Origin of the sequence: Pseudomonas sp. UME65, assembly GCF_014170225.1 — a bacterium.
GTDB classification, from domain to species: domain Bacteria; phylum Pseudomonadota; class Gammaproteobacteria; order Pseudomonadales; family Pseudomonadaceae; genus Aquipseudomonas; species Aquipseudomonas protegens.
The window spans coordinates 334,318-357,896 of record NZ_LZZQ01000005.1 but is presented as its reverse complement, the minus strand read 5'-3'; the positions used below and the strand labels follow the sequence as shown (position 1 = coordinate 357,896).

The window sequence follows — 23,579 nt, the reverse complement described above, 5'->3', positions numbered from 1 at the left end:
GTCGCCGGGCACCGGGCAGGTTTGGTCACCTGCCCGGTGTTTTTTTGCTGGCGGTGAGGTGCGGTGAATCGGTCGCGGTACGGGCAGTGGTAAAGTTCGCCGCTTCAGGATGAACGATGCGGGAAGCGGGCCGATGATCAAGGTGTGGTTGCAACAAGGGCGTGGCCTGTGGCTGGCGCTGTTTCTCGGGCTGCTGTCGCCGGCCCTGGTGCACGCCGAGGAGGCGCCGCCGGGGCTGGTGAAGGTGCCCCTGGACCGGCGGGTGATCGACCTGACCGCGACCCTGGATAGCGCCACCCAGGAGCGGATGGTGCACAAGCTGGAGGCGCTGGAGCAGCGCCGCGGCGCGCAGATCGCGGTGATGCTGCTGCCCAACCTGGGCCAGCAGAGCATCGAGGCCCTGAGCAACCAGTTGTTTCGCGCCTGGAAGCTGGGGCGCAAGGGGGTAGACGACGGCATCCTGCTGCTGGTGGCGAAGAACGACCACAAGGTGCGGATCGAGGTCGGTTATGGCCTGGAACCGGTGGTCACCGACCTGCTGGCCGGGCAGATCATCGCCCAGGACCTGACCCCGGCCTTTCGTCAGGGCGACTTTGCCGGCGGTATCGACCGTGCCCTGGATGACTTGATCCTGCTGGTGGACGGGGGCTCGTTGCCCGAGCCTGCGGGGCAGGTGGTGCCGCTCGAAGCCTATGCCTTGCTGCTGGCGTTCGTTTTCGGCTCGGTGGCGGGGGTGATGCTGGCCGCCGGCTGGAACTGGCGCCGGGTGCTGGGGGGCGCAGTGGTGCTGATGGCGGTGCTGGTGGGAGCCGTGGGCGGCCATGAGTGGCTGGCGCAGTTGTTCCTGGTGCCGCTGTGCATGTTGATCGGCGGTGCGACCTTCGCCGGGCTGTGGCAGGCGCGGCGGGTGTTCTACGGGGTGCTGGGGCTGCTGCTGTACATCGGCCTGCTGACCCTGGTCAGCCAGTATCTGGGCCGTTTGACTTTCCTTTACGGCCTGGCCTGGCCGGCGGGGGTGCTGCTGGTGCTGGGCGGCCATTGGCTGCTGTACTGGATGATGCGCAACAGCTGGCGCAAGAGCCCCCGGGGCTTTTTATGGCGCTTTGCCGTGTTGCTGACGCTGGTTCTACTGATGGGCCTGGGTGTGGATGCCTGGCAGGCGGCTCAGCGTTGGCTGAGGGTCGTGCCGTTCGCCTATTTCCTGAGTTTCATACTGTTTGCCGGCGGCAGTGGCTTTCGCTGGAGCAGTGGCGGTGGCAGCAGCGGTGGCGGCCGCTCAAGCTCGGGTGGCGGTTTCTCCGGGGGCGGCGGTTCCAGTGGCGGCGGCGGGGCGTCGGGCAGTTGGTGAGGCTGGGCGCGGTAATGATCACGCAGCCGTCCTGCTCTCCCAAGCCTGCGGGGCCGGGCAATGGGCCGATGGCGGCGCGGAGAATCGTTGAGCGGTCAGGGTGGCGGAAATTGATGGTTGATAATAATTCTCATTGGTGAATATGATATGTTATTACATTAATTTCAGTCCCAAGGAAGCGTTGCCATGAAAGTCCTGTCGTCCCTCAAAGAAGCCAAGAATCGTCACCGCGACTGCCAGATCGTCAAGCGTCGCGGTCGCATCTATGTGATCTGCAAATCCAATCCGCGCTTCAAGGCTCGCCAGGGCGGGGCGAAGAACCGGAACAAGGGGTGAGTGCGGGGGCGGTCGGGAGTGACAAGGCGCTGCTGGAGCGAGCCACTCTCGACAGCACCCAGGCATGAGGGGCAGGTGTTTCAGTCGTGCAGCAGGGTCGAGCCGTACTCGTTGAAGCTGTTGCCCAATGCGCTGTTGCCGTTGAGATTCAGGTTGCTCACGCCACCGCCAAGCCGGCACTTGTCCGAGTAGCAGGGGTGGGTGGTCGCACTGGAGCAGGCGCCCAGTAGTAGGGTGGCGCCGATCAGCAACACCTTGAGGCAGTTCAACTTCATTTTCAGCATCTCCAGAGCAGGGTCAGGGATAGAGCGAACCGGAGCCTCATCCTACGCCGTTACATGTCGATACACATTGCCAATCAGGCGGGCCCGGAAAAAATATCTGCCGTGCTTGCAGGATGCCGCCTTGGCGCGGGGCTGCTCAGCGCTGCGGGGGCAATTGTGTCGTCGGGCCAGACCCGGTAGAAAGGCGCAACGCATTCAGAAAACAGATACCAGCATGAGCGACATTGAGAAACCCAATAGCCGCCTGTTCGACCTCGACTTGCTGCGGGCCATTGTCACGGTGGCCGACTGCGGCAGTTTCACCACGGCCGCCACCCGCCTGCATTCGACCCAATCCACCATCAGCCAGAAGATCCGCCGCCTGGAGGAGATGGTCGGGCAGCGCCTGCTTGAGCGCGGCAATCGCGATGTGTTGCCCACCGATGTCGGCGAGACTCTGCTGGGGTATGCCCGGCGCCTGCTGGCACTGAACGATGAAATGTTCGAGGCGCTGTCCGGAGCCACGGTGGTGCTGACGGTGCGTATCGGCGTGCCGGACGACTTCGCTGCCGGCCGCACCACCGAGCAACTGGCTGCGTTCAACCGGCGCTATCCCCAGGTCAAGCTGGAGGTCACCAGCGGCATGAGTCGCGACCTCAACGCCAGTTATGACCGTGGCGAACTGGACCTGGTGGTGCTCAAGCAACTGCGCAACAGCCGCGAGGCACTGGCCTGCTGGCCGGAGAAGACCCGATGGGTGGATAGCGCGAAAAACCCCTGCATCGATCTTGACCCGCTGCCTATCGTTACCTTCCCGCCGCGCGGGGTGTACCGCGATGCCATGATCAATGCCCTGGAGGCGGTGGGCCGGCGCTGGCATATCAGCTTCACCAGCTCCAGCCTCAGCGGCCTGCAGTCGGCCATTGCCGATGGCATGGGCATAGGCCTGCTGCCATTGCGTGCGGTCACGGCTGGCCACCAGGTCCTGTCCAAAAGCACCGGGCTACCCTCGGTGGACGTGTTCGAGGTGGCGTTGCTGCACCGCCCGGCGGCAGATCCCATGGTCAAGGAACTGGCGCGAGTCTTGTCGCGGGTGCTGGCCCAGGACACTCAGGGCTGAAGTCGCGCGGCATTCGATAAATGAATATGGCGGATTCCGGTATTTAATTTGTGCATGTGCGTAACGCTGGATATCGTGGTGGCCAGCAGCGGTCCGCGCCGCTTCCCTGGCGCGTCGACCCGCAGGTTTGTTCACCCTGGCGGCGTTGCCGCGCGGGGCAGCAAAACAACAATGAGGAGAGTCTCCATGTCCAAAACCACCTATTACGCGCCTCACGGCGGGCACCCGGCACAGACCGAACTGCTCACCGACCGCGCAATGTTTACCGAAGCCTACGCCGTGATCCCCAAGGGCGTGATGCGCGACATCGTCACCAGCCACCTGCCGCACTGGGACAACATGCGCATGTGGGTCATCGCTCGTCCGCTGTCGGGTTTCGCCGAAACCTTTTCCCAGTACATCGTTGAAGTCGGCGCCAATGGCGGTAGCGACAAGCCCGAGCAGGACCCCAACGCCGAAGCGGTACTGTTCGTCGTCGAAGGCGAGGTCAACCTGACCCTGCAAGGCCAGGTGCACGTCCTCAAGCCCGGCGGCTATGCCTTTATCCCACCGGCTGCCGACTGGAAGCTGCGCAACACCAGCGGCACCGAGGCGCGTTTCCACTGGATCCGCAAGCACTACCAGAAAGTCGATGGCGTGCCATACCCGGACGCTTTCGTCACCAACGAGCAGGACATCGAGCCGCGGGTCATGCCCGATACCGAAGGCCGCTGGAGCACCACGCGTTTTGTCGACATGAGCGACATGCGCCATGACATGCACGTCAACATCGTCAACTTCGAGCCGGGCGGCGTGATTCCGTTCGCCGAGACCCACGTCATGGAGCACGGCCTGTACGTCCTGGAAGGCAAGGCGGTGTATCGCCTGAACCAGGATTGGGTCGAGGTCGAGGCCGGTGACTTCATGTGGCTGCGCGCCTTCTGCCCACAGGCCTGCTACTCCGGCGGCCCGGGTCGTTTCCGCTACCTGCTGTACAAGGATGTGAACCGCCAGATGCGCCTGACCCTCAACGCAGCGCATTGATCCGACGGCAGTGCAGAGGCCGTTCTGGCCTCCGCACTGCTGAACGGCGAGTGACAGGAGCCGGCGATCATTCGCCGGTTTTCTTTTGTCTGAGGGGCAGGGTTGCTGCCTATGCCTAGGACTCTCGCTGACCGAGCCGCGCGATCAAACCTTCAAGGGCCGGACGCTTGTCCTGCCACTCCTGGCGAGTAATGCCTAGCAGCACTACGTCGATTCGCTCGCCGTCTTTCAGAATGTTCTGGCGCCGCAGGCCTTCCTGTACGAATCCAAATTTCAGGTGCAGCCTGATCACCGCTGTGTTGCTTGCGAGCACCTCGCAGTTGAGTTTGTCCAGAGCGGCTTGATTGAAGGCATAGTCGAGCAACCAGAACTCCATGAGACTGCCCAGGCCTTTGCCTTGAAGCTCGGCGTCCAGGTAGAACGCCCAGTCGGCAGTTTTCTGCAGGGCATTGATGGCGTTCAGGGACACGACCCCCAAGGCTTGCCCGGCATCGACCGCGACAAACACCTCCTGACGCGGGTTGCCTTGAAGGCTGCTCAGCCAGTTTGCATGCTCCTGTTCGCTGATTTCATGGGAGGTGTACATGTATTTGCGCACCTCCTGCTGGTTGCGCAGCGCGCGCACTTGGGCTTGAACGGTGGGGCTGCTAGCAAGCAAAGGAATGAGCTGCATGGGAGGGTCCTGGATTGGAGGCGAGCCTGAGGTGCGATCTTCAGGCGCGAAGATTCTTTCAGACTAGAGATTATTCGGCCAGCAAGCTTGCTGCAGGTGTCGGGAGATGCTGGAGGTTCGCTTCAAGCGAGGTGGGATCGGCCTGGGCGGCCAGTGCCGGTTTATGTGAGGGCTGGGTGTAATCAGGGAGGGAGCGCTGTTGCGCTGCCCTCACATCTCGATGGTTGGAATGGTGGTCTTGCCGCAGCTTATAAGTTGCCCTGCGGTTACCTGGAGCCCATTGCTGGGCTTGATGCTGTAGCCGATAAGGACGCCTGCCATTACCAAGGCCATGTATAGAGCCGTTTTTCTCAAGATCATGCCGGTGCCCACTGAATGATTGATCGGAAAGCGTGCAGCACTGATTGCCATTCTGGAAAAAGGTTCCTGCTACAGGTGAGCAACGGATACAGCGTGTGGCATTGGCCAGGGTTGTCTATTGGCTCGCCTTATCGGTAAAGTCCCAGCGCGTCGTCAGCGTGCTTGTCAGTCGTCCTAATCCACCTGCGGACACAGTCCATGGTTCATTCAGACCACCTTGCCAGCTACGTCAGTGCAAGCCTGGGAGTTGCATCGCCTCGCACCGCGCTACTTGACAACGCGAGTCAGGAAAGCCGGCTCGATCAGGGGGACACCGTCACCGCCGACGATGACAGGGCACTCATCAAGCGGCTAGCAGAGCAGGGCGGTTTCCCAGCGATGCAGCCTGCGTCGAAGGCTGGATCTGCCATGAAGGGGTTCGCCAACCTCTCGACAAAATCATCCGCCCTGCTCACATCAGCTTCACCAATGAATGCCGGGATGCTTATTGGCTCAAGTACTTCTCTGCTTAGCCGCCGATTCTCTATAGCGCCGAGATATCTGCTCGAGTCGTTTCGCCGACGCTGCAGGATCAGTACTTCCATGGAGCCATGAAATGCTTGAAGAGCCGTTTTTTCCTTACCAGAGCCTGGCGTCCGACTTGCTCGCTTTCCTGCCTGAGGACAGCACGGACGGCTCTCACGATCTTTCTCATATTCATCGGGTCTGGATGAATGTTCGGCGCCTGCAGGACAAGGAAGGTGGGGACCTGGAGGCGTTGCTTGCCGCAACCCTCTTGCACGATTGCGTGGCCGTCGAGAAAAACTCGCCATTGCGGTCGCAGGCATCCACTCTTTCGGCCAATAAAGCAGCGTCTATTCTGCAGCGCATGGGCTGGCCTGCCCCGCGTATTGAGCTTGTTGCCCACGCGGTCCAGGCTCATAGCTTCTCCGCGGGCGTCGAACCCCTCACCCTGGAAGCCAGGATCCTTCAGGACAGCGACCGCCTGGACGCCATCGGCATGATCGGAGTCGCCCGTTGTTTCTACATCGCTGGGCGAATGGGCTCTGCGCTGTACGACATCACAAACCCCACCGCCATCGGCAGGCCCTATCAAGACAAGCGTTTTACCATTGAGCACTTCCACACCAAGCTACTCTCCCTTGCCTCCGGATTTCAGACGGTCGAAGGGGCGCGGTTGGCGGCAGTCAGGCATGCGCGCCTGAAGGATTTCCTGGACGGATTCATGGAGGAGATCGGAGCTCCCGATTAATCGTCAGGCCGTAGGCCTGACGCGGAAGGCCAGGAACACCGGGCCGAATGGGAAAGTACTGACTTCCAGCTCATCCAGGGGATTGAGCGTGCGCGTGCGGCCCCCTGCGTTGCTGTAGATCATGTGGCTGCTCGATACCGCGATGTTGATCTTGCCTGCCGCAGCCTGGATTAGAGTGGCCTTGAACCCTTCAGTCACATCGTCACCTATCGTGAGCGTGACGTCGGTGTCGCTAATGACCAGGATCGACTTGCCTGAATCCGCCATGGTCAGGGGCCTGCTGCCGGTGATCGAGACATTGGGGTGCACATGGCCCCCAGCGTGGTAGCTGACCATCCTGGGGTCGGCGAAGACCCGGGCGAAGGAGCCGACATAATTGACACTGGCGCGCATGTCATCGAATTGTTCGACCACATAGGTGCCGATGCTGCCCGAGACTTCGCCGTTGGGGTCCATGACCCATTTGCGTCCCACCATCAGCCCGATCTGGGTGTTGGCTCGTACACCGGCACGCATCTCCTCGAGAAACAGCTGGCTGATCTGGCCGCCGCCTTTGCCCTGGACATAGGTAAAGCGTGCTATGGAGTGGCTGTCCCCGGTAGGGCTGCCTTGGGCTGTATCGACTCGGTAGTCGACAAAGTCCGCTGATACCGTGGTGGTCGTGGTGTTGGCGTTAGGTGCCCAGGTGAAATCCAAGACCCTTCCGGTTTTCACCTGCTCCAGCGAGGTGGTGGTCTGAGAGGTTGTAGTAGAGCCTGACTGCTTCAAATCATCGTTCATGCTGCTCATCCTTAAGTGAAGTGCGTGCTTGAGTGCGGGCCGAAATGGCCCGAGGCATATGACCGCCGCCATATCGCCACTTTTCTTGAAAAGCCGTGGTGTCTCGCTTGATACGTATGGAGTTCCTGCCTCGCTCCAGGGGCGTGAGGGGAAGCAGACAATCGGCTGTTGCGGTGCCTCCAGTGTGTGCGGTGCTGACGCGAGTTGGCTTCTGTATATATATACAGTATTCGAAACTTGAGCACGGCGCGATTTGCGCCGACGAACTGTAGGGGGGGGCTGGGTCGGCAGAACGCCGGAGGCGGGTTACAGCAGTACCCGTTCAATCCACAGCTGTAACTGAAGCGTTCGAATGCGCCCGCCCTGAGCGGGTTTTTTATTGCCTGGAGAAAATTAAATGCCGATCACCGAGCAGCAGTTGCTGCAGATCCTCCCTCAAGCCCGCCAAGTCGCGGGCTTTTTTTTGCCTGCACTGAATGCGGCGATGGCGCGCTTCAAGATCAACTCGCCTGTGCGGATGGCCGCGTTCATTGCCCAGGTAGGGCATGAGTCGGGGCAGTTGACGCGCATGGTCGAGAATCGGAACTACAGCGCTGATCGGCTGCGGGCAGTCTGGCCGAACCGTTTCGACGCAGCCCTGGCTGCCCAGGTGGCCCGCAAGCCTGAGCAGATCGCGAACATCGTCTACGCCGGCCGTATGGGTAACACGCTGCCAGGTGATGGCTGGAAGTACCGGGGCCGCGGCCTGATCCAGTTGACCGGAGCGAACAACTACCGAGCCGCCGCCGCTGCCTTGGGCCTGGACTTAGTGAATCACCCTGAACTGGTAGAGCAACCAGAGGCTGCAGCTCTGGTCGCCGGCTGGTTCTGGCAGTCGAATGGGCTCAACGAACTGGCCGACTCTGGGCAGTTCGCGAAGATCACCAGGACAATCAACGGCGGGCTGACTGGCCATGCCGAACGGGTGGCCCTGCGTGATCTGGCCGTGAAGGTGCTGGCGTGAGCGCCTGGCTGTTACGTGGCGGCCTGCTGGTGCTGGTGCTTGCCTCTTACTGGGGGATCTATCAGCACGGACGGTCGAACGAGAGCGCAGAGTGGCAGGCGCGTTGGAATGCGCGTGACGCCGGCGATAAGCAGGCTTGGGCTATCTATGAGCGCGCAGAGCGCGACAAAGAACAGGATCGGCAGAATTCAATCAACAAGGCGGTGCAGGATGGACAACGGAAAATCGATAGTGCAATCGCTGACGCTGTTACCGCTCGCGCTGCTGCTGGGAGCCTGCAGCGGACCGTCGACGATCTCACCGAGCGCCTCAAGCGTACGCCCAGCAGCAATTCCTGCACTGCCGCCGCAAGCGCGGCAGCAACCCGCACAGCCCTGGTGCTTGCCGACCTGCTCAAGCGCGCTGACCAGCGAGCGGGAGACCTGGCAGCAACTGCTGATCAGAGCCGGAGCAGGGGAGTGACGTGTGAACAGGCTTATGATGGGGTGTGGAAATAACTATCTTGGCTTAGAGGAAAGGGCACTGAATTTCTCCCGTACATGCTCAGCGTACCCCGCACTGAAATGACCAACATCATGTGCAATGTTGGTCATTAGTGGTGTGTTTGTCAGTTTAAAGATTCTTCGATGTTATTGAGCTTCCAGCGCGAGCTTGGTGATAGTTTTTCCGCGATCCTTTACAAGGCTGTCTTCTATGAAAATTTCGCTGTCAAAGGCAATGTAATATACGCCTTGTTGGGATTGGCCTTTTACAGTCATTAAGTAACCTCTTGGGTCGTTACGTTTCCATTTGTCACCCTTGTCGGGTGCCAGAGAGTAATAGGCATCACTGATGTCGCTATCTGTGCTCCAAGTACTGACTGCAACTTGGATCTCTCTGCTTCCTGCGTTCGTGATAGATATGCTCATATTTATATTCCTTTTTTGGATTGATTGTTCCATGAGTTGGCTCCCTATTCAAAGAACTTGCAGGCTTGCTACTGCTGACTTCAATAGTTGGATTGAGTCGCGGGGGCTAACTTTTGTTGGTGCTGAAGGAAATACATGCATGTCGCAAGTTTTTTGATTTAGTACGTTTGCTGCATCGAACAGTTAAGACCATCAGCGAATGAACGCAAGGCGTTCTAAATTTTTCTAGGCTTGGTGATTTTCAGGCTGTTCAAATGAGCTGAAGTGTGAACAGGCTTATGGCGGCGTCACCAATGGCTCGATCAGTTCCGGCCCATGATTCCGCACGTTTCCGACCGCGGTGCATACCCTGAACCACTTGAAGGAGTTGGCCGATTCGCCTTGGTGCAACGCCATCTGTTCGGCGCGTTCCTTCGGCGTTGCCGGATCGAGCCATTCCCGGGCCAGGTCTGGTGCAAGGACCACAGGCCGGCGGTCGTGGATGTCGACCATTCCCCCTTCGCTATCCGCTGTGATGATCACAAAGCCTTCGTGCTCGCTTCGGTCCTGGCCAGGCAACTGTCCGATTGAGGCGCAGAGGATGGGGGAGCCGTTGCGGTGCTTGATCAAGTAGGGCTGTTTCTTAGGTCCGCCTTCGTCCACCCATTCAAACCAGTTGTCGATCGGGCAGATAGCGCGGTGTGGCCAGATTTGCCGGAAGAACGGGCCGTGGGCCACGTTCTCGGCCCTGGCATTGATCGGCGCGGCGCGGTCGGTGGCCCAATGTGGCCTCCAACCCCAGCGCACGGCGTCGGCGTGTAGTTTGTCTTCGGCGACGTGGAAGAGGGCTAGCTGCATCGTCGGCGCCGCGTTGTATCGCCCCAGGGGCTGATCACCGACGTTATTGATCAGGGCCCCGGGCATGCTCAGGGCTGCGACGAAGTCATGGATGCCGCGGTACTGAGAGAGTCTTCCACACATGGCTGTGTCCTCGGTTGCTCTCAGCGTAGCTTTCCACGAATACCTTCAGGTATCTGCCGACCTAAAGGGGGGGGCTTTGTTGATTTCTGTTTCTGGTTCATGTGTCTAGCAAAAAGGCGAGTGCTATTTGAATTGGTTTTTATTGCTGTTGGCGATAGGGGGGGAGCAATTATTTATAGCGGATAGAAGTTTGAAAACTCTTGTTTAGAATACTATTTGCAAATTTTGACATGGGGGTTTTACCAAGCTTTAATCGACAGGGCGTATCCAAAGATTGGATTCGAGTAACAGGGAGAGGCTCTTATCAAGAGTCTCAGTAAATAAGGAAATAAGAAAATAAGGAAATTAGAATGTCTGAATCAGCCAAAAAAACAGGCTCGCAACTAGAGGCATCACCTGCTCGCAAAGATGTCACCCTCTACGACAAGGATAAAATCAAGATCCACATGTCAATGCCCGTTACAGTGAAAGTCAATCAGAGCAAAGACGTGAGCTACGACTGCGCTCCATATTTGATGAACAACACGGGCTTTCCCGTCGAGTCGGCGGAGTTCACCATCACACTCAATAATGTGAGGAATGGTGGTGGCACGAAAGACGAGATCCTGAACGTGCAGTGGTGGGACCCACAAACTTTCACGCCGTACCGGACCATGACTTTCAGGTGTGGTCGGGTTGAGGTCGGTGAAGACAAGAAGTGTGATCCCAACCCTCTTACTTGCTCTCAAATCAATTGCCACACCACAGTGACGAACGGGAACGGCACGCAGACGCTCCAAAATACCCTGAGCATTGTCTCGCTCACTTATAAACCCACAAATCCGACCTCTGATATTGGTGATGGACCGAATATCATTATTGGCTAGTTGATTTGCGATCGCGAGGCCCAGTAGTCAGGGGCTCGCGGTCGTCCCCGGCTTTATGGATTCTCCGAACAAGTCCGCAGATGTGCTGAAATACGCCTGACTACCTGATCCGAGCCGCCCATGCGCCAGTTCGCACGCCTGACGCTCAGCGCGCCGATCCCCGAAGACACCACGATCATGAACTTCCGGCACTTGCTGGAGAAGCATCCGCTCACACCTGCGATCCTCGCGTTGCAGGAAAAAGGCCTGTCGCTGCGTCAAGGTACCATCGTTGATGCAACCATTTCCGCCACTGCTTAATGCCAGGATCAACGGCATGGCTCAGCTCGGGATGAACATCAATGGCATTGAGGAGGTCGACGGAGCTCTATATGCGCAATCGTGGTGGTGTCGCGTTGAGTAGCAATTGGGGGTGTTTTTTGTTTGGCAGGACGCCGGGGAAGGGAGAGTTTTGCAACGATTACTAAATAGTTTTGTAACGATGCTCAAGAAGCGCCGCCTGGAAAATCCCCCAGACACAAAAAAGCCCTGAATAATCAGGGCTTTCTCGTTGAGATTTGGCGGAGGCGTAGAGATTCGAACTCTAGGACCTGTTACAGTCGGCGGTTTTCAAGACCGCTGCCTTAAACCACTCGGCCACACCTCCAGATCGCATTGCGGGCGCCATAATACCCGAATGAAACACACTGTCAAACTCTCTGCGTCGCGAGTTACAGAGCCTCTGTTATCATCCATGCCACTAAATGTTTCCCCCAACAGGAGTGTCGCCATGCGCGAACAGGATTACGCAGTTAACAACGGCGTGCAGGCCGAGCAGCTAGAGGTTAGCCGCGTCCTGCGCAACACTTACGGCCTGCTGGCCCTGACCCTCGCGTTCAGTGGGGTGATGGCCTATGTGGCACAGCAGATGCGTGTCGGTTATCCGAACATCTTCGTGGTGCTGATCGGCTTCTACGGTCTGTTCTTCCTCACCAACAAACTCCGTGACTCGGCCTGGGGCCTGGTGTCGGCTTTCGCCTTGACCGGTTTCATGGGCTTTCTGCTCGGCCCGATTCTCAACCGCTACCTGGGCATGCAGGGCGGCGCCGAAGTGGTCAGCTCGGCCTTTGCCATGACGGCACTGGTATTCGGCGGTCTGTCGGCCTATGTGCTGATCACCCGCAAGGACATGAGCTTCCTCGGCGGCTTCATCACCGCCGGTTTCTTCGTCCTGATGGGCGCCGTGCTGGCCAGCCTGTTCTTCCAGATCAGCGGCCTGCAACTGGCGATCAGCGCCGGCTTCGTGCTGTTCTCCTCGGTGTGCATCCTGTTCCAGACCAGCGCCATCATCCACGGCGGCGAGCGTAACTACATCATGGCCACCATCAGCCTGTATGTATCGATCTACAACCTGTTCGTCAGCCTGCTGCAACTGTTCGGCATCATGGGTCGCGATGACTGATCACAGGTGCTGAGCCATTGAAAAAAGCCCGCTTCGGCGGGCTTTTTGTTGCCCAGGTTTTCTTTGGCTGTCCAGCTTTTCGACGCGCTCATACCTGTAGCTGTGCGGTGGTCAGCAGATGGGAGATAGCCAGTGCGCTGAACAGTGCTGGCCGCAGGGTTCGCTGTTCGCGTTCCGTCCGGCGCTGCCAAGGCGCCGGGGCGCAGAAGGGTGTGTATTCCAATCAAGGCCCGGAGAGGGTCATAGGTTATTTGAATGGAGGGCATCGATTCCATGGGTTCTGGGTTTCAGCAGGCATGAGCCTACAACCAAAACTCTGGGTTTTTCCCTGTCAGAGCTTCTTCATTTCGCGCCTTTGGAGGGCCTGCGAGGCGTTTTTTCGGACCTGGAAAGCGGTCCGGACCGCTGCCTATTCCAGAGGCGGCAGGCGCCGTTTGATCGGCGATTTCTTGACAATCGCGGTGTTGGTTTCGGCGTAGTGATTGAGGTGGTCCAGCAGGCTGTCCAGTTGTTCCATGGAGCGCACCTGGAGACGGGCAATGAAGCAGTCGTCGCCGGTGACCTTGTCGCATTCGGTGAACTCGGCAATCGCCAGGATCTGCCGTTCGACCTCCTGCAACTTGCCCGGCAAGGGGCGGATGCGGACGATGGCCTGCAACTGGTAACCGAGAAACCTGGGGTCGATCTCCAGGGTATAGGCGCTGATCACGCCGCGTTCTTCCAGCCGGCGCAAGCGCTCCGAGACGCTGGGAGCGGACAGCCCGCTGATCTGCGCCAGGGCTTTGAGGGAGCGTCGCGAGTCTTGCATCAGGGCGCTGATCAGGGTTTGGTCGATGGCATCCAGCATGGCGATCTCGTTAGGTGAATGGGCTCTTTGGCCTTGATAAAAAAGGTCTGAATCGATTCTAGCCCAGGTTTTGATCTGGCGATGGGCTCTGCTGGCTGGGCATAATTTGCCCACTTGCAAAGGAGCCTGATGATGGATGCACAAACCCGACGCGGATCATTGGAAATGACCGCTGCCATGCTGATTTCCGGAACCATTGGCTGGTTCGTCCTGGTGTCCGGGCAACCGGTGCTGGATGTGGTGTTCTGGCGGTGCCTGTTCGGCGCCGGGACCTTGCTGCTGATTTGTGGAGCTTTCGGCTTTTTGCGTAAGAACATTCTGAGCAAGCGCGCCTTGATCCTCGCGGTGCTCAGTGGCGTGGCCATTGTCGGCAACTGGGTGCTGCTGTTCGGCTCCTACTCCCGGGCTTCGATCGCCATCGGCACCGCGGTGTACAACGTTCAGCCGTTCATTCTGGTGGCCCTCGGGGCGTTGTTCCTGGGAGAAAAGATCACCCCGCAGAAGCTGTTCTGGCTGGGCCTGTCGTTCGCCGGAATGCTGGCCATCGTCAGTGCCCACGGCAGCCAGGGCGAGGAGGGTGGCGACTACCTGTTGGGCATTGCCCTGGCCCTGGGCGCGGCGGCGCTGTACGCCTTCGCCGCGCTGCTGATCAAGCGCTTGAGCGGCACGCCGCCGCACCTGATCGCCCTGATCCAGGTCTGCACCGGGGTGCTGTTGCTGGCGCCCTGGGCCAACCTCGGCGCGCCACCCCAGCAGGCCAGCGCCTGGGCCAGCCTGCTGACCCTGGGCATTCTCCATACCGGGGTGATGTACGTGCTGCTGTACGGGGCGATCCAGAAACTGCCGACGGCCCTGACCGGCGCCTTGTCGTTCATCTACCCGATTGCGGCGATCCTGGTCGACTGGGTGGCCTTCGGACACCGCCTGGGGCTGCTGCAATGGGTGGGCGTGGGGGCGATCCTGCTGGCCGCGGCCGGCATGCAGCAGGGCTGGACCCTCAAGCGCCGGCGCAGCGTTTTGCAGTAGGCGCTACAGGTTCTGGCGGGGGCCTGCAATAGGCTCCCCCGGGCCTGGCCGGGGCCCTGGCATGGGCCCTGTACCGGTCGGCGCCTGGCCTTGACAGGCCAACCCGCAGGGCTAGATTTTACCCTGCGCTGAGGCTTTTCCAGCGCACTTGCCCCCTGATCCAGGCCCCTGGGCATCCTGCCCTGGCGCGCCTCGGTCACCCGCAACCACCGGTTCGCGTCGTGCAGCGCCGGGCCGGCCCTGGAGCGCTCATGAGTACTCGACGCAAGGTTCCCGGAATCCGCAACTACGATGGTCCCGCCGGTGGCTGGGGGGCGCTCAAGGCCACTGCGACCGCGGTGCGCGAGCAGATGGACACCCTCAAGGCGCCGCTGACCCTGATGCGCACCAACCAGCCCGACGGCTTCGACTGCCCGGGCTGCGCCTGGCCGGACAAGGAGCACAAGTCGACCTTCCAGTTCTGTGAAAACGGCGCCAAGGCGGTGACCTGGGAGGCCACCAACAAGCGGGTAACCCCGGCGTTCTTCGCCCAGCATCCGGTGACCTCATTGCTGCAGCGTTCGGACTACGAACTCGAAGACCTCGGGCGCCTGACCGAGCCCCTGGTCTACGACCGCGCCAGCGACACCTTCAAGCCTGTGGCATGGCAGGACGCCTTTGCCCGCATCGGCGAGATCCTGCGCAGCCTGCAGCCCGAGCAGGTGGAGTTCTACACCTCCGGGCGCGCGTCCAACGAAGCGGCCTACCTGTACCAGCTGTTCGCCCGGGAATACGGCTGCAACAACTTTCCCGACTGCTCGAACATGTGCCACGAGCCCACCAGCGTCGGCCTGCCGCGGTCCATTGGCATCGGCAAGGGCACGGTGTCGCTGGAGGACTTCGACCTCTGCGAGCTGATCATCTCCATCGGCCACAACCCCGGCACCAACCACCCGCGGATGATGGGCACCCTGCATGAAGCTTCGCGGCGCAAGGTGCCGATCATGGTCTTCAACCCTTTGCGCGAGCGCGCCCTGGAGCGGTTCGCCGACCCGCAGAACATGGTGGAGATGGCCACCTACGGCTCCACCCGCATCGCCTCGTCGTACTTCCAGGTCAAGGCCGGCGGCGACGCGGCGGCGATCAAGGGCATCATGAAGGCGCTGCTGGCCCTGGAGGACAGCCTGGGGCAAGTCCTGGACCAGGCATTCATCGCCGAGCACACCCAGGGCTTCGAGGCCCTGGCGGCGGACCTGCATGCCACCGCCTGGGCAGACATCGAGCAGGCCAGCGGCCTGCACCAGGCGGACCTGGAAATGGTCGCCGCGGCCTATGCCAAGTCCAACGCCACCATCGTCACCTACGGCATGGGCATCACCCAGCACAACGAAGGCACGGCCAATGTCCGGCTGATCTGCGACCTGCTGATGCTGCGGGGCAACCTGGGCAAGCCGGGGGCGGGGATCTGCCCGTTGCGCGGCCACTCCAACGTGCAGGGCAACCGCACCGTGGGCATTACCGAGAAGCCTTCCCCGGCCTTTCTCGACAAGCTGCAGCAGACCTTCGGCTTCACCCCGCCGGCGCATCACGGCCACGATGCGGTGCAAGCCATGCAGGCGATGATCGCCGGCAGCGCCAAGGCCCTGCTGTGCCTGGGGGGCAACTTTGCCGTGGCCCTGCCGGACCCGGGCCAGTGCTTCCCGGCCATGGGCAAGCTGGACCTGAGCGTGCACATCGCCACCAAGCTCAACCGCAGCCACCTGCTGGTGGCCCGGGAAACCTTCCTCTTTCCCTGCCTGGGCCGTACCGAGCTGGATATGCAGGGCGGCCTGCGTCAGGCGATCACCGTCGAAGACTCGATGTCCATGGTGCATGCCTCGGCCGGCAAGCTGGCGCCGGCCTCCGAGTTTTTGCTGTCGGAACCGGCGATCGTCGCCGGCATGGCCCGGGCCACCCTGCCGGGCAGCCGCGTGCCCTGGCTGGAGCTGGTGGCCGACTACGACAAGATCCGCGACCTGATCGAACAGACCGTGCCCGGCTTTGACGACTACAACGCCCGCATTCGCGTGCCGGGTGGTTTCCGCATGCCCCTGGCGGCAGCCGAGCGGCAGTGGCTGACGCCCTCGGGCAAGGCCGAATTCTTCGTCTTTCCCGGGCTGCATGAGGACAAGGAAGTGGACGGCGCCGATGTGCTGCGGCTGATCACCCTGCGCAGCCACGACCAGTACAACACCACCATCTACGCCCTGGACGACCGCTATCGCGGGGTGTTCGGCCGCCGCGACGTACTGTTCATCAGCCCGGCGGACCTGGCCGCCCGGGGCCTGGCCCATGGCGACCTGGTGGACATCGAAACGGTGATCGGCGGGCGCCGGCTGCGCTACGAGAAGATCACCGCCATCGAATACAAGATCGCCAATGGCACGGTGGGCGCCTACTACCCCGAAGCCAACCGCCTGGTGCCCCTGGACTACCTGGACGTGGACAGCGGCACGCCGTCCTACAAATCGGTGCCGGTGCGAGTGTTGCGCTCAAGCCCCGCTTGAACGGAGCCACAGCGCCACACCGCCTCGCGACTCGTGCAGCCGCTGCCGCAGGCTGCGCACGGTCGCGTAGCGGCCGCGGCGATCCGGAAAACGCTGATGCCCGGCGGGAGATCGCCAAGCAAGGCCCTGCGGTCCTTTGCGCAGCCTCGCAGGCTCGGCAGCGGCTACAGGGTCGTGCGCTGTGCAAGGCCAGAGATGCTTGATGGCCCGGGGATTCGGTGAGTGGGAGGGCGGCACCTTCCAGGGGGAGCAATCTCCCTGGCCAAGGTCACAATCTGCTATTTTCCTGTCGGTGATTTTTCCGACCGCAGCCTGTGGAACCCATAATGACCCAGCCGTCCTCCCTGGCCGAGCGCAAGCCCGAGCCCCAAGCCATCTGCAATCCCATCACCCGTAGCGCGATCTTCATCGTCGCCACCCTGGCGCCCGGCGCCGCTGCCGCGCAAACCGTGCGCGACTGGTGCGCCGATATCGCCGCCTTGACCCGTTCGGTGGGCAAGCGCGTCCCGGGGGGCAATCTGTCCTGTGTCTGCGGTTTTGGCTCCAGCGCCTGGGACCGCCTGTTCGGCGGCCCGCGCCCGGCGTCGCTGCACCCGTTCATCGAGGTGGGCGTGGAGGGGCGCCGCGCGCCATCGACTCCCGGCGACCTGCTGCTGCACATCCGTGCCGAACAGATGGACCTGTGCTTCGAGTTGGCCACGCAGTTGCTCAAGCCCCTGGGGGATTCGATCAAGGTGGTGGACGAGGTCCAGGGCTTCCGCTATTTCGACATGCGCAGCATGGTCGGCTTCGTCGACGGCACCGAGAACCCGGAAGGCCGCGAGGCGGTGGATTTCACCCTGGTGGGGGACGAGGACCCGCAGTTTTGCAATGGCAGCTACGTGCTGGTGCAGAAGTACCTGCACAACATGACCGCCTGGAACGAACTGACGGTGGAGGCCCAGGAGCGCATCATCGGCCGCACCAAACTGTCGGATATCGAACTCGACGATGCAGTGAAACCCAGCTGCTCACACAGCTCCCTGACCACCCTGGAAGAGAACGGCGAGGAGGTGAAGATCCTGCGTGACAACATGCCGTTCGGCCGCCCGGGCGCCGGGGAGTTCGGCACCTATTTCATCGGCTACGCCCGCTCGCCACGGCCGGTGGAGCAGATGCTGGAGAACATGTTCGTCGGCCGCCCTGCAGGCAACTACGATCGCCTGCTGGACTTCAGCACCGCGGTCACCGGCGGGCTGTTCTTCGTGCCCTCCGCCGACCTGCTGGAAGACCTGGCCGAGCGCGCGCCCACCGGCCTGTAGGCGCAAAAAAAACCGGCCCGCTATTGCGGGCCGGGGTTGCAGGCGTTATCGCCCCTGCTCAGTGGCTGTGCATGCCGGCGGCTTGCATCAGCAGCCGCAACACGCCGGCCACCAGCCCCAGGCCCACCACACTGGCCAGCCAGATACCCCCCATCCACAGCAACCGCTGCCAGGTGGATGCCGGCCGTGGCGGCCGCGTCGATAGCCTATCCATGCGCCAGCTCCAGCATCAGTGCGCCGCTGCAGGCGAGCATCAGCAGTGCGCCGATGAACAGCAGGCTCAGTTGCGCCACAGCCTTGTGCCAGGGCAGGGGTGTTGCTCGATCAATGGTAGCCATCGCCAATCCTCACTTTGCCGCGGAACACGTAGTAGCTCCAGCAGGTGTACATCAGGATGACCGGCAGGATGAACAGGGTGCCGATCAGGATGAACAGCTGGCTGGACAGCGGTGAAGCCGCCTCCCACAGGCTGATGGACGGCGGCACTATGTTCGGCCAGATGCTGAACGCCAGGCCGATGTAGCCGAGGAACACCAGCACCAGGGTGAACACGAACGGCCAGTGGGAATGGTGCTGGCGCAAAGTGCCCAGGAGCCCGCACAGTGCCGCCAGCCCCAGCACCAGCAGCGCACCGAAGATCACGATATGGGCATGGCTGAACCAGCGGTTGGCGATCTCCGGGTGCAGCAGCGCGGTCCACACGCAGAGCACCGCCACCACCGCGGTCAGCGCGAACGCCAGGGGCCGGGTGTAGTGGCGCATGCGCGCTTCCAGCATGCCTTCGGTCTTGACCAGCAGCCAGGTGCTGCCCAGCAGCGCATAGGCCACGATCAGCCCCAGGCCGCAGAACAGCGGGAAGGGTGCCAGCCAGTCCAGGGTGCCGCCGGCGAACTGCCGATCGACCACCGGGATGCCGCTGATATAGGTGCCGATCACGATGCCCTGGCACAGGGTCGCCAGCAGTGAGCCGCCGATGAACGCCCAATCCCAGATGTGCCGTTTCTCGGGGCTGGCCTTGAAGCGGAACTCGAAGGCCACGCCGCGGAAGATCAGCCCTGCGAGCATGAAGATCAGCGGCAGGTACAGGGCCTCCAGGATCACCGAATAGGCCAGGGGAAAGGCGCCGTACAGCGCCGCGCCACCGAGGATCAGCCAGGTCTCGTTACCGTCCCACACCGGGGCCACGGTGTTCATCATCACGTCCCGCTCCCGGGCATCGGGGATCAGCGGAAAGAGGATCCCCAGCCCCAGGTCGAAGCCGTCCATGATCACGTACATCATCACCCCGAAGGCGATGATCACGCCCCAGATCAATGACAGGTCTATGCCTTGAATCGTCATGTTGGTTGCCCTTGTTTCAGAGGTGGTGGTCGCCGGTGGCGAAGGTCTCGGGGATGGCCGACAGCGGCCGGCGCGGAGTCGGCTCCTGGCCGGGCGCAGTGCTGGGCGGATGCTCGTGGTGGGGCTGCGGGCCCTTGCGCACCAGCTTCATCATGTAGCCGATGCCCACGGCGAACACCGAGAAGTAGATCACCACGAACAGCGCCAGGGAGATGCTCAGTTGCGCCACGCTGTGGTTGGAGGCGGCGTCGCTGGTGCGCAGCAGACCGTACACCACCCAGGGCTGGCGCCCGACTTCGGTGGTGATCCAGCCCGCCAGCAGGGCGATCAGGCCGCTGGGGCCCATCCACAGCACCAGGCGCAGGAACAGGCGGTTGCGGTACAGCCCGCCGTTGCGCCGCAGCAGCAGGCCCAGCAACCCGGTGAGGATCATCAACATGCCCAGGCCGGCCATGATGCGGAAGCTGAAGAACACAATGGCCGAGTTGGGCCGGTCCTCCTTGGGGAAACTCTTGAGCGCCGGGATCTGCTTATCCAGGCTGTGGGTCAGGATCAGGCTGCCCAGGTAGGGCACTTCCACGGCGTAGTCGGTTTTCTCGCCGTCCATGTTGGGAATGCCGAACAGCACCAGGGGCGAGGGTTCGCTGCCGTGGTTTTCCCAGTGGCCTTCGATGGCGGCGATCTTCGCCGGCTGGTGCTCCAGAGTGTTCAGGCCATGGGCGTCACCGACCACCGCCTGGATCGGTGCCACGATCAGCGCCATCCACAGCGCCATCGACAGCATCTTGCGCACCGGCGGCGTGTCGTTGCCCCGCAGCAGGTGCCAGGCGGCGCTCGATCCGACGAAGAACGCCGTGGCGACGAATGCGGCAATCGCCATGTGCATCAGGCGGAAGGGGAAGGACGGGTTGAAGACGATCGCCAGCCAGTCCATGGGCATGATCCGCCCATCGACGATGGAGAAGCCCTGGGGCGTCTGCATCCAGCTGTTGGAGGCGAGGATCCAGAAGGTCGAGATCAGGGTGCCGATGGCCACCATCACCGTGGCGAAAAAGTGCAGCCCGCGACCCACCCGGTTCCAGCCGAACAGCATGACCCCGAGAAAGCCCGCTTCGAGGAAGAACGCGGTCAGCACTTCATAGGTCAGCAGAGGGCCGGTGATACTCCCGGCGAAGTCCGAGAAGCGGCTCCAGTTGGTGCCGAACTCGTAGGCCATGACCAGCCCGGAAACCACGCCCATGCCGAAGTTGACGGCGAAAATCTTCGACCAGAAGTGGTACAGGTCCTTGTAGGTGCTGTTGTGGGTCTTGAGCCACAAGCCTTCGAGCACCGCCAGGAAACTGGCCAGGCCGATGGTGATGGCGGGAAAGATGATGTGGAACGAGACCGTGAACGCGAACTGGATGCGCGCCAGGTCGAGTGCCTGTAGATGAAACATGACGAAACCCTCGTAATGGCTGGGGGCCCGCGCAGGCGCCTTCCGGCCGCCGTGAACCCGGGTTCGCGGCGTACGGCAAAAGGCTGCGCGGGGCAGGCTGGAGCGGCGCCTTGGCCGCTCCGGCCGGGTCAAACGCCGACGGACTGGATCAGGTTGCTGGCCGCCGCCGGCTCCAGGCGGATGGCGATGAACTTGGAGGTCGGCGTGTAGGTGCGGTCGCCGTAGCTTTCCAGGGGCACCAGGGGGTTGGTCTCCGGGTAGTAGGCGGCCGACTGGCCGGTGGGAATGTCGTAGGCGATCAGGGTGAAACCGCTGACCCGGCGTTCCCGGCCGTCATCCCACAGCGACACGATGTCGACCTTCTGCCCCGGCTCGTAGCCCAGCCGGCGGATGTCGTCCTCGTTGGCGAACAGCACCTCGCGCATGCCGTAGACCCCGCGATAGCGGTCGTCCAGGCCATACAGGGTGGTGTTGTACTGGTCGTGGGAGCGCATGGTCTGCAGGATCAGGTCGGGCTTGACCTTGAGCTTGCGCACCCCGGCGCTGACCAGGTGTTCCGGCAGCTCGCTGGGGATGAACCGCGCCTTGCCGGTGGCGGTGTTCCAGCGCCGTTGGCTGGCGTCGTTGCCCAGGTGGAAGCCGCCGGGGTTGAGCAGCTTGAGGTTGAAGTCGGAAAAACCGGGGATGGTGTCGGCGATCAGGTCGCGGATGCGCCCGTAGTCTTCGATCGCCCACAGCCAGTCGATGGGGTGCTGGCCCAGGGTGGCGTTGGCGATGCCGGCGATGATCGCCGGTTCCGAACGCAGGTGCGGCGACTTGGGTTTGAGCTGGCCGTGGGAGATATGCACCATGCTGAAGGTGTCTTCCACGGTGATGCCTTGCGGGCCGTTGGCCTGGATGTCGATATCGGTGCGGCCCAGGCACGGCAGGATCAGCGCCTCGCGCCCGGTCACCAGGTGGCTGCGGTTGAGCTTGGTGGCGATGTGCACGGTGAGCTCGCAGTTGCGCAGGGCCGCGTGGGTGCGCGGGGTGTCCGGAGTGGCCTGGGCAAAGTTGCCCCCCAGGCCGATGAACACCTTGGCCCGGCCCTGTTCCATGGCCGAGATCGCCATCACCGTGTTGTGCCCGTGCTCCCGGGGCGGCTTGAAGCCGAAGCGCGCCTCAAGGGCATCCAGCAGCTCGGTGGGCGCCAGTTCGTTGATGCCCATGGTGCGATCGCCCTGCACGTTGCTGTGGCCGCGCACCGGCGACAGGCCGGCGCCGGGACGGCCGATATTGCCCCGCAGCAACAGCACGTTGATCACTTCCTGGATGGTTGGCACCGAGTGGGTGTGCTGGGTCAGGCCCATGGCCCAGCACATGATCGCGCGCTTGGCCTTGCGGTACATGCGCGCGGCCAGCTCGATGTCGGCCAGGCTCAGGCCGGACTGCTCGACGATGTGGTTCCAGGACGTGGCATCGACCTCGGCCAGGTAGCTGTCCAGGCCCGAGGTGTGTTCGGCGATGAAGGCCCGGTCGAACACCGCTTCGCCATTGTTGGCCAGGGCCTCGCGCTCCCAGCGCAGGAGGAACTTGGCGATGCCGCGAAAGGCCGCCATGTCGCCGCCCAGGGCCGGGCGGAAGTAGGCCGAGGAGGTGGGCTCGGAGCCGTTGGTGAGCATCTCCAGCGGGTGCTGCGGATGCTGGAAACGCTCCAGGCCACGTTCCTTGAGCGGGTTGAAGCAGATCACCTGGGCACCGCGTTTCACCGCCTCGCGCAGTGGCTCGAGCATCCGCGGGTGGTTGGTGCCGGGGTTCTGGCCGATGACGAAGATCGCGTCGGCCTGTTCCAGGTCATGGAACACCACCGTGCCCTTGCCCACGCCGACGCTTTCGAACATACCCACGGCACTGGCCTCGTGGCACATGTTGGAGCAGTCGGGGAAGTTGTTGGTGCCATAGGCGCGCACGAACAGTTGGTACAGGTAGGCCGCCTCGTTGCTGGCCCGGCCGGAGGTGTAGAACTCCGCCTGGTTGGGCGAGTCCAGGCCCTTGAGGTGGCTGGCAATCAGGTCGAAGGCTTCGTCCCAGGTGGTTTCCACATAGCGGTCCTGGGTGGCGTCATAGCGCATGGGGTGGGTCAGGCGGCCCTGGTACTCGAGCCAGTAGTCGCTCTGCGCGGCCAGGGCCGAGACCGTGTATTTGTTGAAGAAGGCCGGGTTCACCAGGCGCCCGGTGGCTTCCCAGTTGACCGCCTTGGCGCCGTTCTCGCAGAACTTGACCATGCCATTTTCCGGCGACTCGCCCCAGGCGCAGCCGGGGCAGTCGAAGCCGCCGTTCTGGTTGGTCTTGAGCATGGCGCGGATGTTCTTGAAGGCATTCTCGCTGCCCAGCCAGTTCTTGGTCACTGCGATCAGCGCCCCCCAACCGGCAGCGGCGCCCTTGTAGGGTTTGTATCGATCAACTTCGCTCATGATATTTCTCCAATACAGCGCACGCAGGCAACCGGCCGACATTGAATCGATGTCAGTGATTGTTTGACTGCACAGGCTAAATGCGGTTGTTGTGAACTTGTTTGAGTTCGGTATTGCTTATTGGCGTGGAGTAACGTTCAGGGCTCGTTATATGGGCCACGAATAAAGCCTATTCGTCACCCGTGGCCGCTGTCTAATCGCAATTAATGACCGGCTGATCGAAAGCCTCTATCACCGTTAAAAACCTATATATATCAAATGCTTGATTGTTTGTTTCGGTCTTTGTGGGAAGCGATTTGAGGAACGATAGATTGT

Annotated in this window: 24 protein-coding genes, 1 tRNA gene and 1 pseudogene; 13 read left to right on the top strand and 13 right to left on the bottom strand. The window is 61.7% G+C overall.

Annotation, left to right across the window (positions count from 1 at the left end):
• Positions 1 to 133: 133 nt before the first annotated feature.
• A complete protein-coding gene (locus A9971_RS05155; protein WP_183000963.1) occupies positions 134 to 1,348 on the top strand; it encodes a YgcG family protein in 1,215 nt (404 codons plus the stop codon).
• 186 nt (positions 1,349 to 1,534) lie between these two features.
• Complete coding sequence (gene ykgO, locus A9971_RS05150; RefSeq protein WP_011062095.1) at positions 1,535 to 1,684, top strand: type B 50S ribosomal protein L36; 150 nt, start codon at positions 1,535 to 1,537, stop codon at positions 1,682 to 1,684.
• An 80-nt stretch (positions 1,685 to 1,764) separates the two neighbouring features.
• Here ykgO and A9971_RS05145 read toward each other — a convergent pair whose 3' ends face one another.
• Positions 1,765 to 1,959 carry a hypothetical protein gene (locus A9971_RS05145; RefSeq protein WP_011062094.1) on the bottom strand — a complete coding sequence of 65 codons (195 nt, stop codon included), beginning with the start codon at positions 1,957 to 1,959 and terminating at the stop codon, positions 1,765 to 1,767.
• 223 nt (positions 1,960 to 2,182) lie between these two features.
• Here A9971_RS05145 and A9971_RS05140 point away from each other — a divergent pair, with 223 nt between their 5' ends.
• Positions 2,183 to 3,067 carry a LysR substrate-binding domain-containing protein gene (locus A9971_RS05140; RefSeq protein ID WP_041118976.1) on the top strand — a complete coding sequence of 295 codons (885 nt, stop codon included), beginning with the start codon at positions 2,183 to 2,185 and terminating at the stop codon, positions 3,065 to 3,067.
• Between the two features lie 186 nt (positions 3,068 to 3,253).
• A complete protein-coding gene (locus A9971_RS05135; protein WP_011062092.1) occupies positions 3,254 to 4,090 on the top strand; it encodes a bifunctional allantoicase/(S)-ureidoglycine aminohydrolase in 837 nt (278 codons plus the stop codon).
• 115 nt (positions 4,091 to 4,205) lie between these two features.
• On the opposite strand, the gene pseH is transcribed toward A9971_RS05135, so the two are convergent.
• Both pseH and A9971_RS05125 read right to left on the bottom strand, forming a co-directional pair.
• A complete protein-coding gene (pseH, locus tag A9971_RS05130) occupies positions 4,206 to 4,763 on the bottom strand; it encodes a UDP-4-amino-4,6-dideoxy-N-acetyl-beta-L-altrosamine N-acetyltransferase (RefSeq protein ID WP_011062091.1) in 558 nt (185 codons plus the stop codon).
• 210 nt (positions 4,764 to 4,973) lie between these two features.
• Positions 4,974 to 5,174, bottom strand: coding sequence for a hypothetical protein (locus tag A9971_RS05125; protein WP_019094218.1), 201 nt, complete (start codon positions 5,172 to 5,174; stop codon positions 4,974 to 4,976).
• A 544-nt stretch (positions 5,175 to 5,718) separates the two neighbouring features.
• Here A9971_RS05125 and A9971_RS05120 point away from each other — a divergent pair.
• The gene (locus A9971_RS05120) at positions 5,719 to 6,375 is read left to right on the top strand and encodes an HD domain-containing protein (protein WP_011062090.1); all 657 of its coding nucleotides are present in this window, start codon (positions 5,719 to 5,721) and stop codon (positions 6,373 to 6,375) included.
• Positions 6,376 to 6,378: 3 nt separating this feature from the next.
• Here the strand turns inward: A9971_RS05120 and A9971_RS05115 are convergent, their stop codons facing one another.
• Positions 6,379 to 7,155 (bottom strand): hypothetical protein, encoded by a 777-nt coding sequence (locus A9971_RS05115; protein ID WP_232643403.1) that lies wholly within the window; start codon positions 7,153 to 7,155, stop codon positions 6,379 to 6,381.
• A 397-nt stretch (positions 7,156 to 7,552) separates the two neighbouring features.
• On the opposite strand from A9971_RS05115, the gene A9971_RS05110 reads away from it, so the two are divergent.
• Together A9971_RS05110 and A9971_RS05105 are read left to right on the top strand one after the other, a co-directional pair.
• Complete coding sequence (locus A9971_RS05110; protein WP_183000962.1) at positions 7,553 to 8,158, top strand: glycoside hydrolase family 19 protein; 606 nt, start codon at positions 7,553 to 7,555, stop codon at positions 8,156 to 8,158.
• Positions 8,155 to 8,655 (top strand): DUF2514 family protein, encoded by a 501-nt coding sequence (locus tag A9971_RS05105; RefSeq protein WP_183000961.1) that lies wholly within the window; start codon positions 8,155 to 8,157, stop codon positions 8,653 to 8,655. The genes A9971_RS05110 and A9971_RS05105 overlap by 4 nt, the downstream gene beginning before the upstream one ends.
• A 132-nt stretch (positions 8,656 to 8,787) precedes the next feature.
• Here A9971_RS05105 and A9971_RS05100 read toward each other — a convergent pair whose 3' ends face one another.
• Both A9971_RS05100 and A9971_RS05095 read right to left on the bottom strand, forming a co-directional pair.
• Entirely contained in the window at positions 8,788 to 9,099 is a 312-nt protein-coding gene (locus A9971_RS05100; protein WP_259652344.1) for a hypothetical protein, read from the bottom strand.
• Positions 9,100 to 9,342: 243 nt separating this feature from the next.
• Positions 9,343 to 10,026 (bottom strand): SOS response-associated peptidase family protein, encoded by a 684-nt coding sequence (locus A9971_RS05095; protein ID WP_183000960.1) that lies wholly within the window; start codon positions 10,024 to 10,026, stop codon positions 9,343 to 9,345.
• A 350-nt stretch (positions 10,027 to 10,376) separates the two neighbouring features.
• Between A9971_RS05095 and A9971_RS05090 the strand changes: the two genes are divergently transcribed.
• Entirely contained in the window at positions 10,377 to 10,892 is a 516-nt protein-coding gene (locus A9971_RS05090) for a hypothetical protein (RefSeq protein ID WP_183000959.1), read from the top strand.
• Positions 10,893 to 11,012: 120 nt separating this feature from the next.
• A pseudogene (locus A9971_RS05085) lies at positions 11,013 to 11,177 on the top strand (IS5/IS1182 family transposase); the annotation flags it as partial.
• Positions 11,178 to 11,450: 273 nt separating this feature from the next.
• On the opposite strand, the gene A9971_RS05080 reads toward A9971_RS05085, so the two are convergent.
• A tRNA-Ser gene (locus A9971_RS05080) sits at positions 11,451 to 11,538 on the bottom strand.
• Between the two features lie 123 nt (positions 11,539 to 11,661).
• Between A9971_RS05080 and A9971_RS05075 the strand changes: the two genes are divergently transcribed.
• Positions 11,662 to 12,333 carry a Bax inhibitor-1/YccA family protein gene (locus A9971_RS05075; protein WP_011062013.1) on the top strand — a complete coding sequence of 224 codons (672 nt, stop codon included), beginning with the start codon at positions 11,662 to 11,664 and terminating at the stop codon, positions 12,331 to 12,333.
• Between the two features lie 409 nt (positions 12,334 to 12,742).
• Here A9971_RS05075 and A9971_RS05070 read toward each other — a convergent pair whose 3' ends face one another.
• Complete coding sequence (locus A9971_RS05070) at positions 12,743 to 13,180, bottom strand: Lrp/AsnC family transcriptional regulator (RefSeq protein ID WP_011062012.1); 438 nt, start codon at positions 13,178 to 13,180, stop codon at positions 12,743 to 12,745.
• A gap of 132 nt (positions 13,181 to 13,312) precedes the next feature.
• Here A9971_RS05070 and A9971_RS05065 point away from each other — a divergent pair, with 132 nt between their 5' ends.
• From A9971_RS05065 to A9971_RS05055, 3 genes are all read left to right on the top strand, one after another.
• A complete protein-coding gene (locus A9971_RS05065) occupies positions 13,313 to 14,206 on the top strand; it encodes a DMT family transporter (protein WP_011062011.1) in 894 nt (297 codons plus the stop codon).
• Positions 14,207 to 14,457: 251 nt separating this feature from the next.
• Positions 14,458 to 16,731, top strand: coding sequence for an FdhF/YdeP family oxidoreductase (locus A9971_RS05060; protein WP_183000958.1), 2,274 nt, complete (start codon positions 14,458 to 14,460; stop codon positions 16,729 to 16,731).
• A gap of 326 nt (positions 16,732 to 17,057) precedes the next feature.
• Complete coding sequence (locus A9971_RS05055) at positions 17,058 to 18,032, top strand: Dyp-type peroxidase (protein WP_015636148.1); 975 nt, start codon at positions 17,058 to 17,060, stop codon at positions 18,030 to 18,032.
• A gap of 58 nt (positions 18,033 to 18,090) precedes the next feature.
• Here the strand turns inward: A9971_RS05055 and A9971_RS05050 are convergent, their stop codons facing one another.
• The 5 genes from A9971_RS05050 to A9971_RS05035 form a co-directional block, all read right to left on the bottom strand.
• Positions 18,091 to 18,246: a DUF2474 domain-containing protein gene (locus A9971_RS05050; RefSeq protein ID WP_015636147.1), complete on the bottom strand. Its 156-nt coding sequence runs from the start codon at positions 18,244 to 18,246 to the stop codon at positions 18,091 to 18,093.
• Positions 18,239 to 18,370, bottom strand: a complete 132-nt coding sequence (locus tag A9971_RS32835) for a hypothetical protein (RefSeq protein ID WP_015636146.1) — start codon at positions 18,368 to 18,370, stop codon at positions 18,239 to 18,241. Before A9971_RS32835 ends, A9971_RS05050 begins: the two co-directional genes overlap by 8 nt.
• Positions 18,357 to 19,373 carry a cytochrome d ubiquinol oxidase subunit II gene (gene cydB / locus A9971_RS05045; protein WP_015636145.1) on the bottom strand — a complete coding sequence of 339 codons (1,017 nt, stop codon included), beginning with the start codon at positions 19,371 to 19,373 and terminating at the stop codon, positions 18,357 to 18,359. The genes A9971_RS32835 and cydB overlap by 14 nt, the downstream gene beginning before the upstream one ends.
• Before the next feature lie 16 nt (positions 19,374 to 19,389).
• Positions 19,390 to 20,811 (bottom strand): cytochrome ubiquinol oxidase subunit I, encoded by a 1,422-nt coding sequence (locus A9971_RS05040; protein ID WP_065363305.1) that lies wholly within the window; start codon positions 20,809 to 20,811, stop codon positions 19,390 to 19,392.
• Positions 20,812 to 20,939: 128 nt separating this feature from the next.
• Complete coding sequence (locus A9971_RS05035; protein ID WP_011062005.1) at positions 20,940 to 23,264, bottom strand: FdhF/YdeP family oxidoreductase; 2,325 nt, start codon at positions 23,262 to 23,264, stop codon at positions 20,940 to 20,942.
• Positions 23,265 to 23,579 lie beyond the last annotated feature (315 nt).

Bases quoted from the DNA above. Each gene is read 5' to 3' on its own strand.
- A9971_RS05065 (WP_011062011.1), top strand. From the start codon at position 13,313: ATGGATGCACAAACCCGACGCGGATCATTGGAAATGACCGCTGCCATG.
- A9971_RS05135 (WP_011062092.1), top strand. From the start codon at position 3,254: ATGTCCAAAACCACCTATTACGCGCCTCACGGCGGGCACCCGGCACAG.
- A9971_RS05070 (WP_011062012.1), bottom strand. From the start codon at position 13,180: ATGCTGGATGCCATCGACCAAACCCTGATCAGCGCCCTGATGCAAGAC.
- A9971_RS05055 (WP_015636148.1), top strand. From the start codon at position 17,058: ATGACCCAGCCGTCCTCCCTGGCCGAGCGCAAGCCCGAGCCCCAAGCC.
- pseH (WP_011062091.1), bottom strand. From the start codon at position 4,763: ATGCAGCTCATTCCTTTGCTTGCTAGCAGCCCCACCGTTCAAGCCCAA.
- A9971_RS05115 (WP_232643403.1), bottom strand. From the start codon at position 7,155: ATGAACGATGATTTGAAGCAGTCAGGCTCTACTACAACCTCTCAGACC.
- A9971_RS05040 (WP_065363305.1), bottom strand. From the start codon at position 20,811: ATGTTTCATCTACAGGCACTCGACCTGGCGCGCATCCAGTTCGCGTTC.
- A9971_RS05155 (WP_183000963.1), top strand. From the start codon at position 134: ATGATCAAGGTGTGGTTGCAACAAGGGCGTGGCCTGTGGCTGGCGCTG.
- A9971_RS05075 (WP_011062013.1), top strand. From the start codon at position 11,662: ATGCGCGAACAGGATTACGCAGTTAACAACGGCGTGCAGGCCGAGCAG.
- A9971_RS32835 (WP_015636146.1), bottom strand. From the start codon at position 18,370: ATGGCTACCATTGATCGAGCAACACCCCTGCCCTGGCACAAGGCTGTG.
- A9971_RS05100 (WP_259652344.1), bottom strand. From the start codon at position 9,099: ATGGAACAATCAATCCAAAAAAGGAATATAAATATGAGCATATCTATC.
- A9971_RS05120 (WP_011062090.1), top strand. From the start codon at position 5,719: ATGCTTGAAGAGCCGTTTTTTCCTTACCAGAGCCTGGCGTCCGACTTG.
- A9971_RS05060 (WP_183000958.1), top strand. From the start codon at position 14,458: ATGAGTACTCGACGCAAGGTTCCCGGAATCCGCAACTACGATGGTCCC.
- A9971_RS05050 (WP_015636147.1), bottom strand. From the start codon at position 18,246: ATGGATAGGCTATCGACGCGGCCGCCACGGCCGGCATCCACCTGGCAG.
- cydB (WP_015636145.1), bottom strand. From the start codon at position 19,373: ATGACGATTCAAGGCATAGACCTGTCATTGATCTGGGGCGTGATCATC.
- A9971_RS05125 (WP_019094218.1), bottom strand. From the start codon at position 5,174: ATGGCAATCAGTGCTGCACGCTTTCCGATCAATCATTCAGTGGGCACC.
- A9971_RS05110 (WP_183000962.1), top strand. From the start codon at position 7,553: ATGCCGATCACCGAGCAGCAGTTGCTGCAGATCCTCCCTCAAGCCCGC.
- A9971_RS05035 (WP_011062005.1), bottom strand. From the start codon at position 23,264: ATGAGCGAAGTTGATCGATACAAACCCTACAAGGGCGCCGCTGCCGGT.
- ykgO (WP_011062095.1), top strand. From the start codon at position 1,535: ATGAAAGTCCTGTCGTCCCTCAAAGAAGCCAAGAATCGTCACCGCGAC.
- A9971_RS05140 (WP_041118976.1), top strand. From the start codon at position 2,183: ATGAGCGACATTGAGAAACCCAATAGCCGCCTGTTCGACCTCGACTTG.
- A9971_RS05145 (WP_011062094.1), bottom strand. From the start codon at position 1,959: ATGAAGTTGAACTGCCTCAAGGTGTTGCTGATCGGCGCCACCCTACTA.
- A9971_RS05090 (WP_183000959.1), top strand. From the start codon at position 10,377: ATGTCTGAATCAGCCAAAAAAACAGGCTCGCAACTAGAGGCATCACCT.
- A9971_RS05095 (WP_183000960.1), bottom strand. From the start codon at position 10,026: ATGTGTGGAAGACTCTCTCAGTACCGCGGCATCCATGACTTCGTCGCA.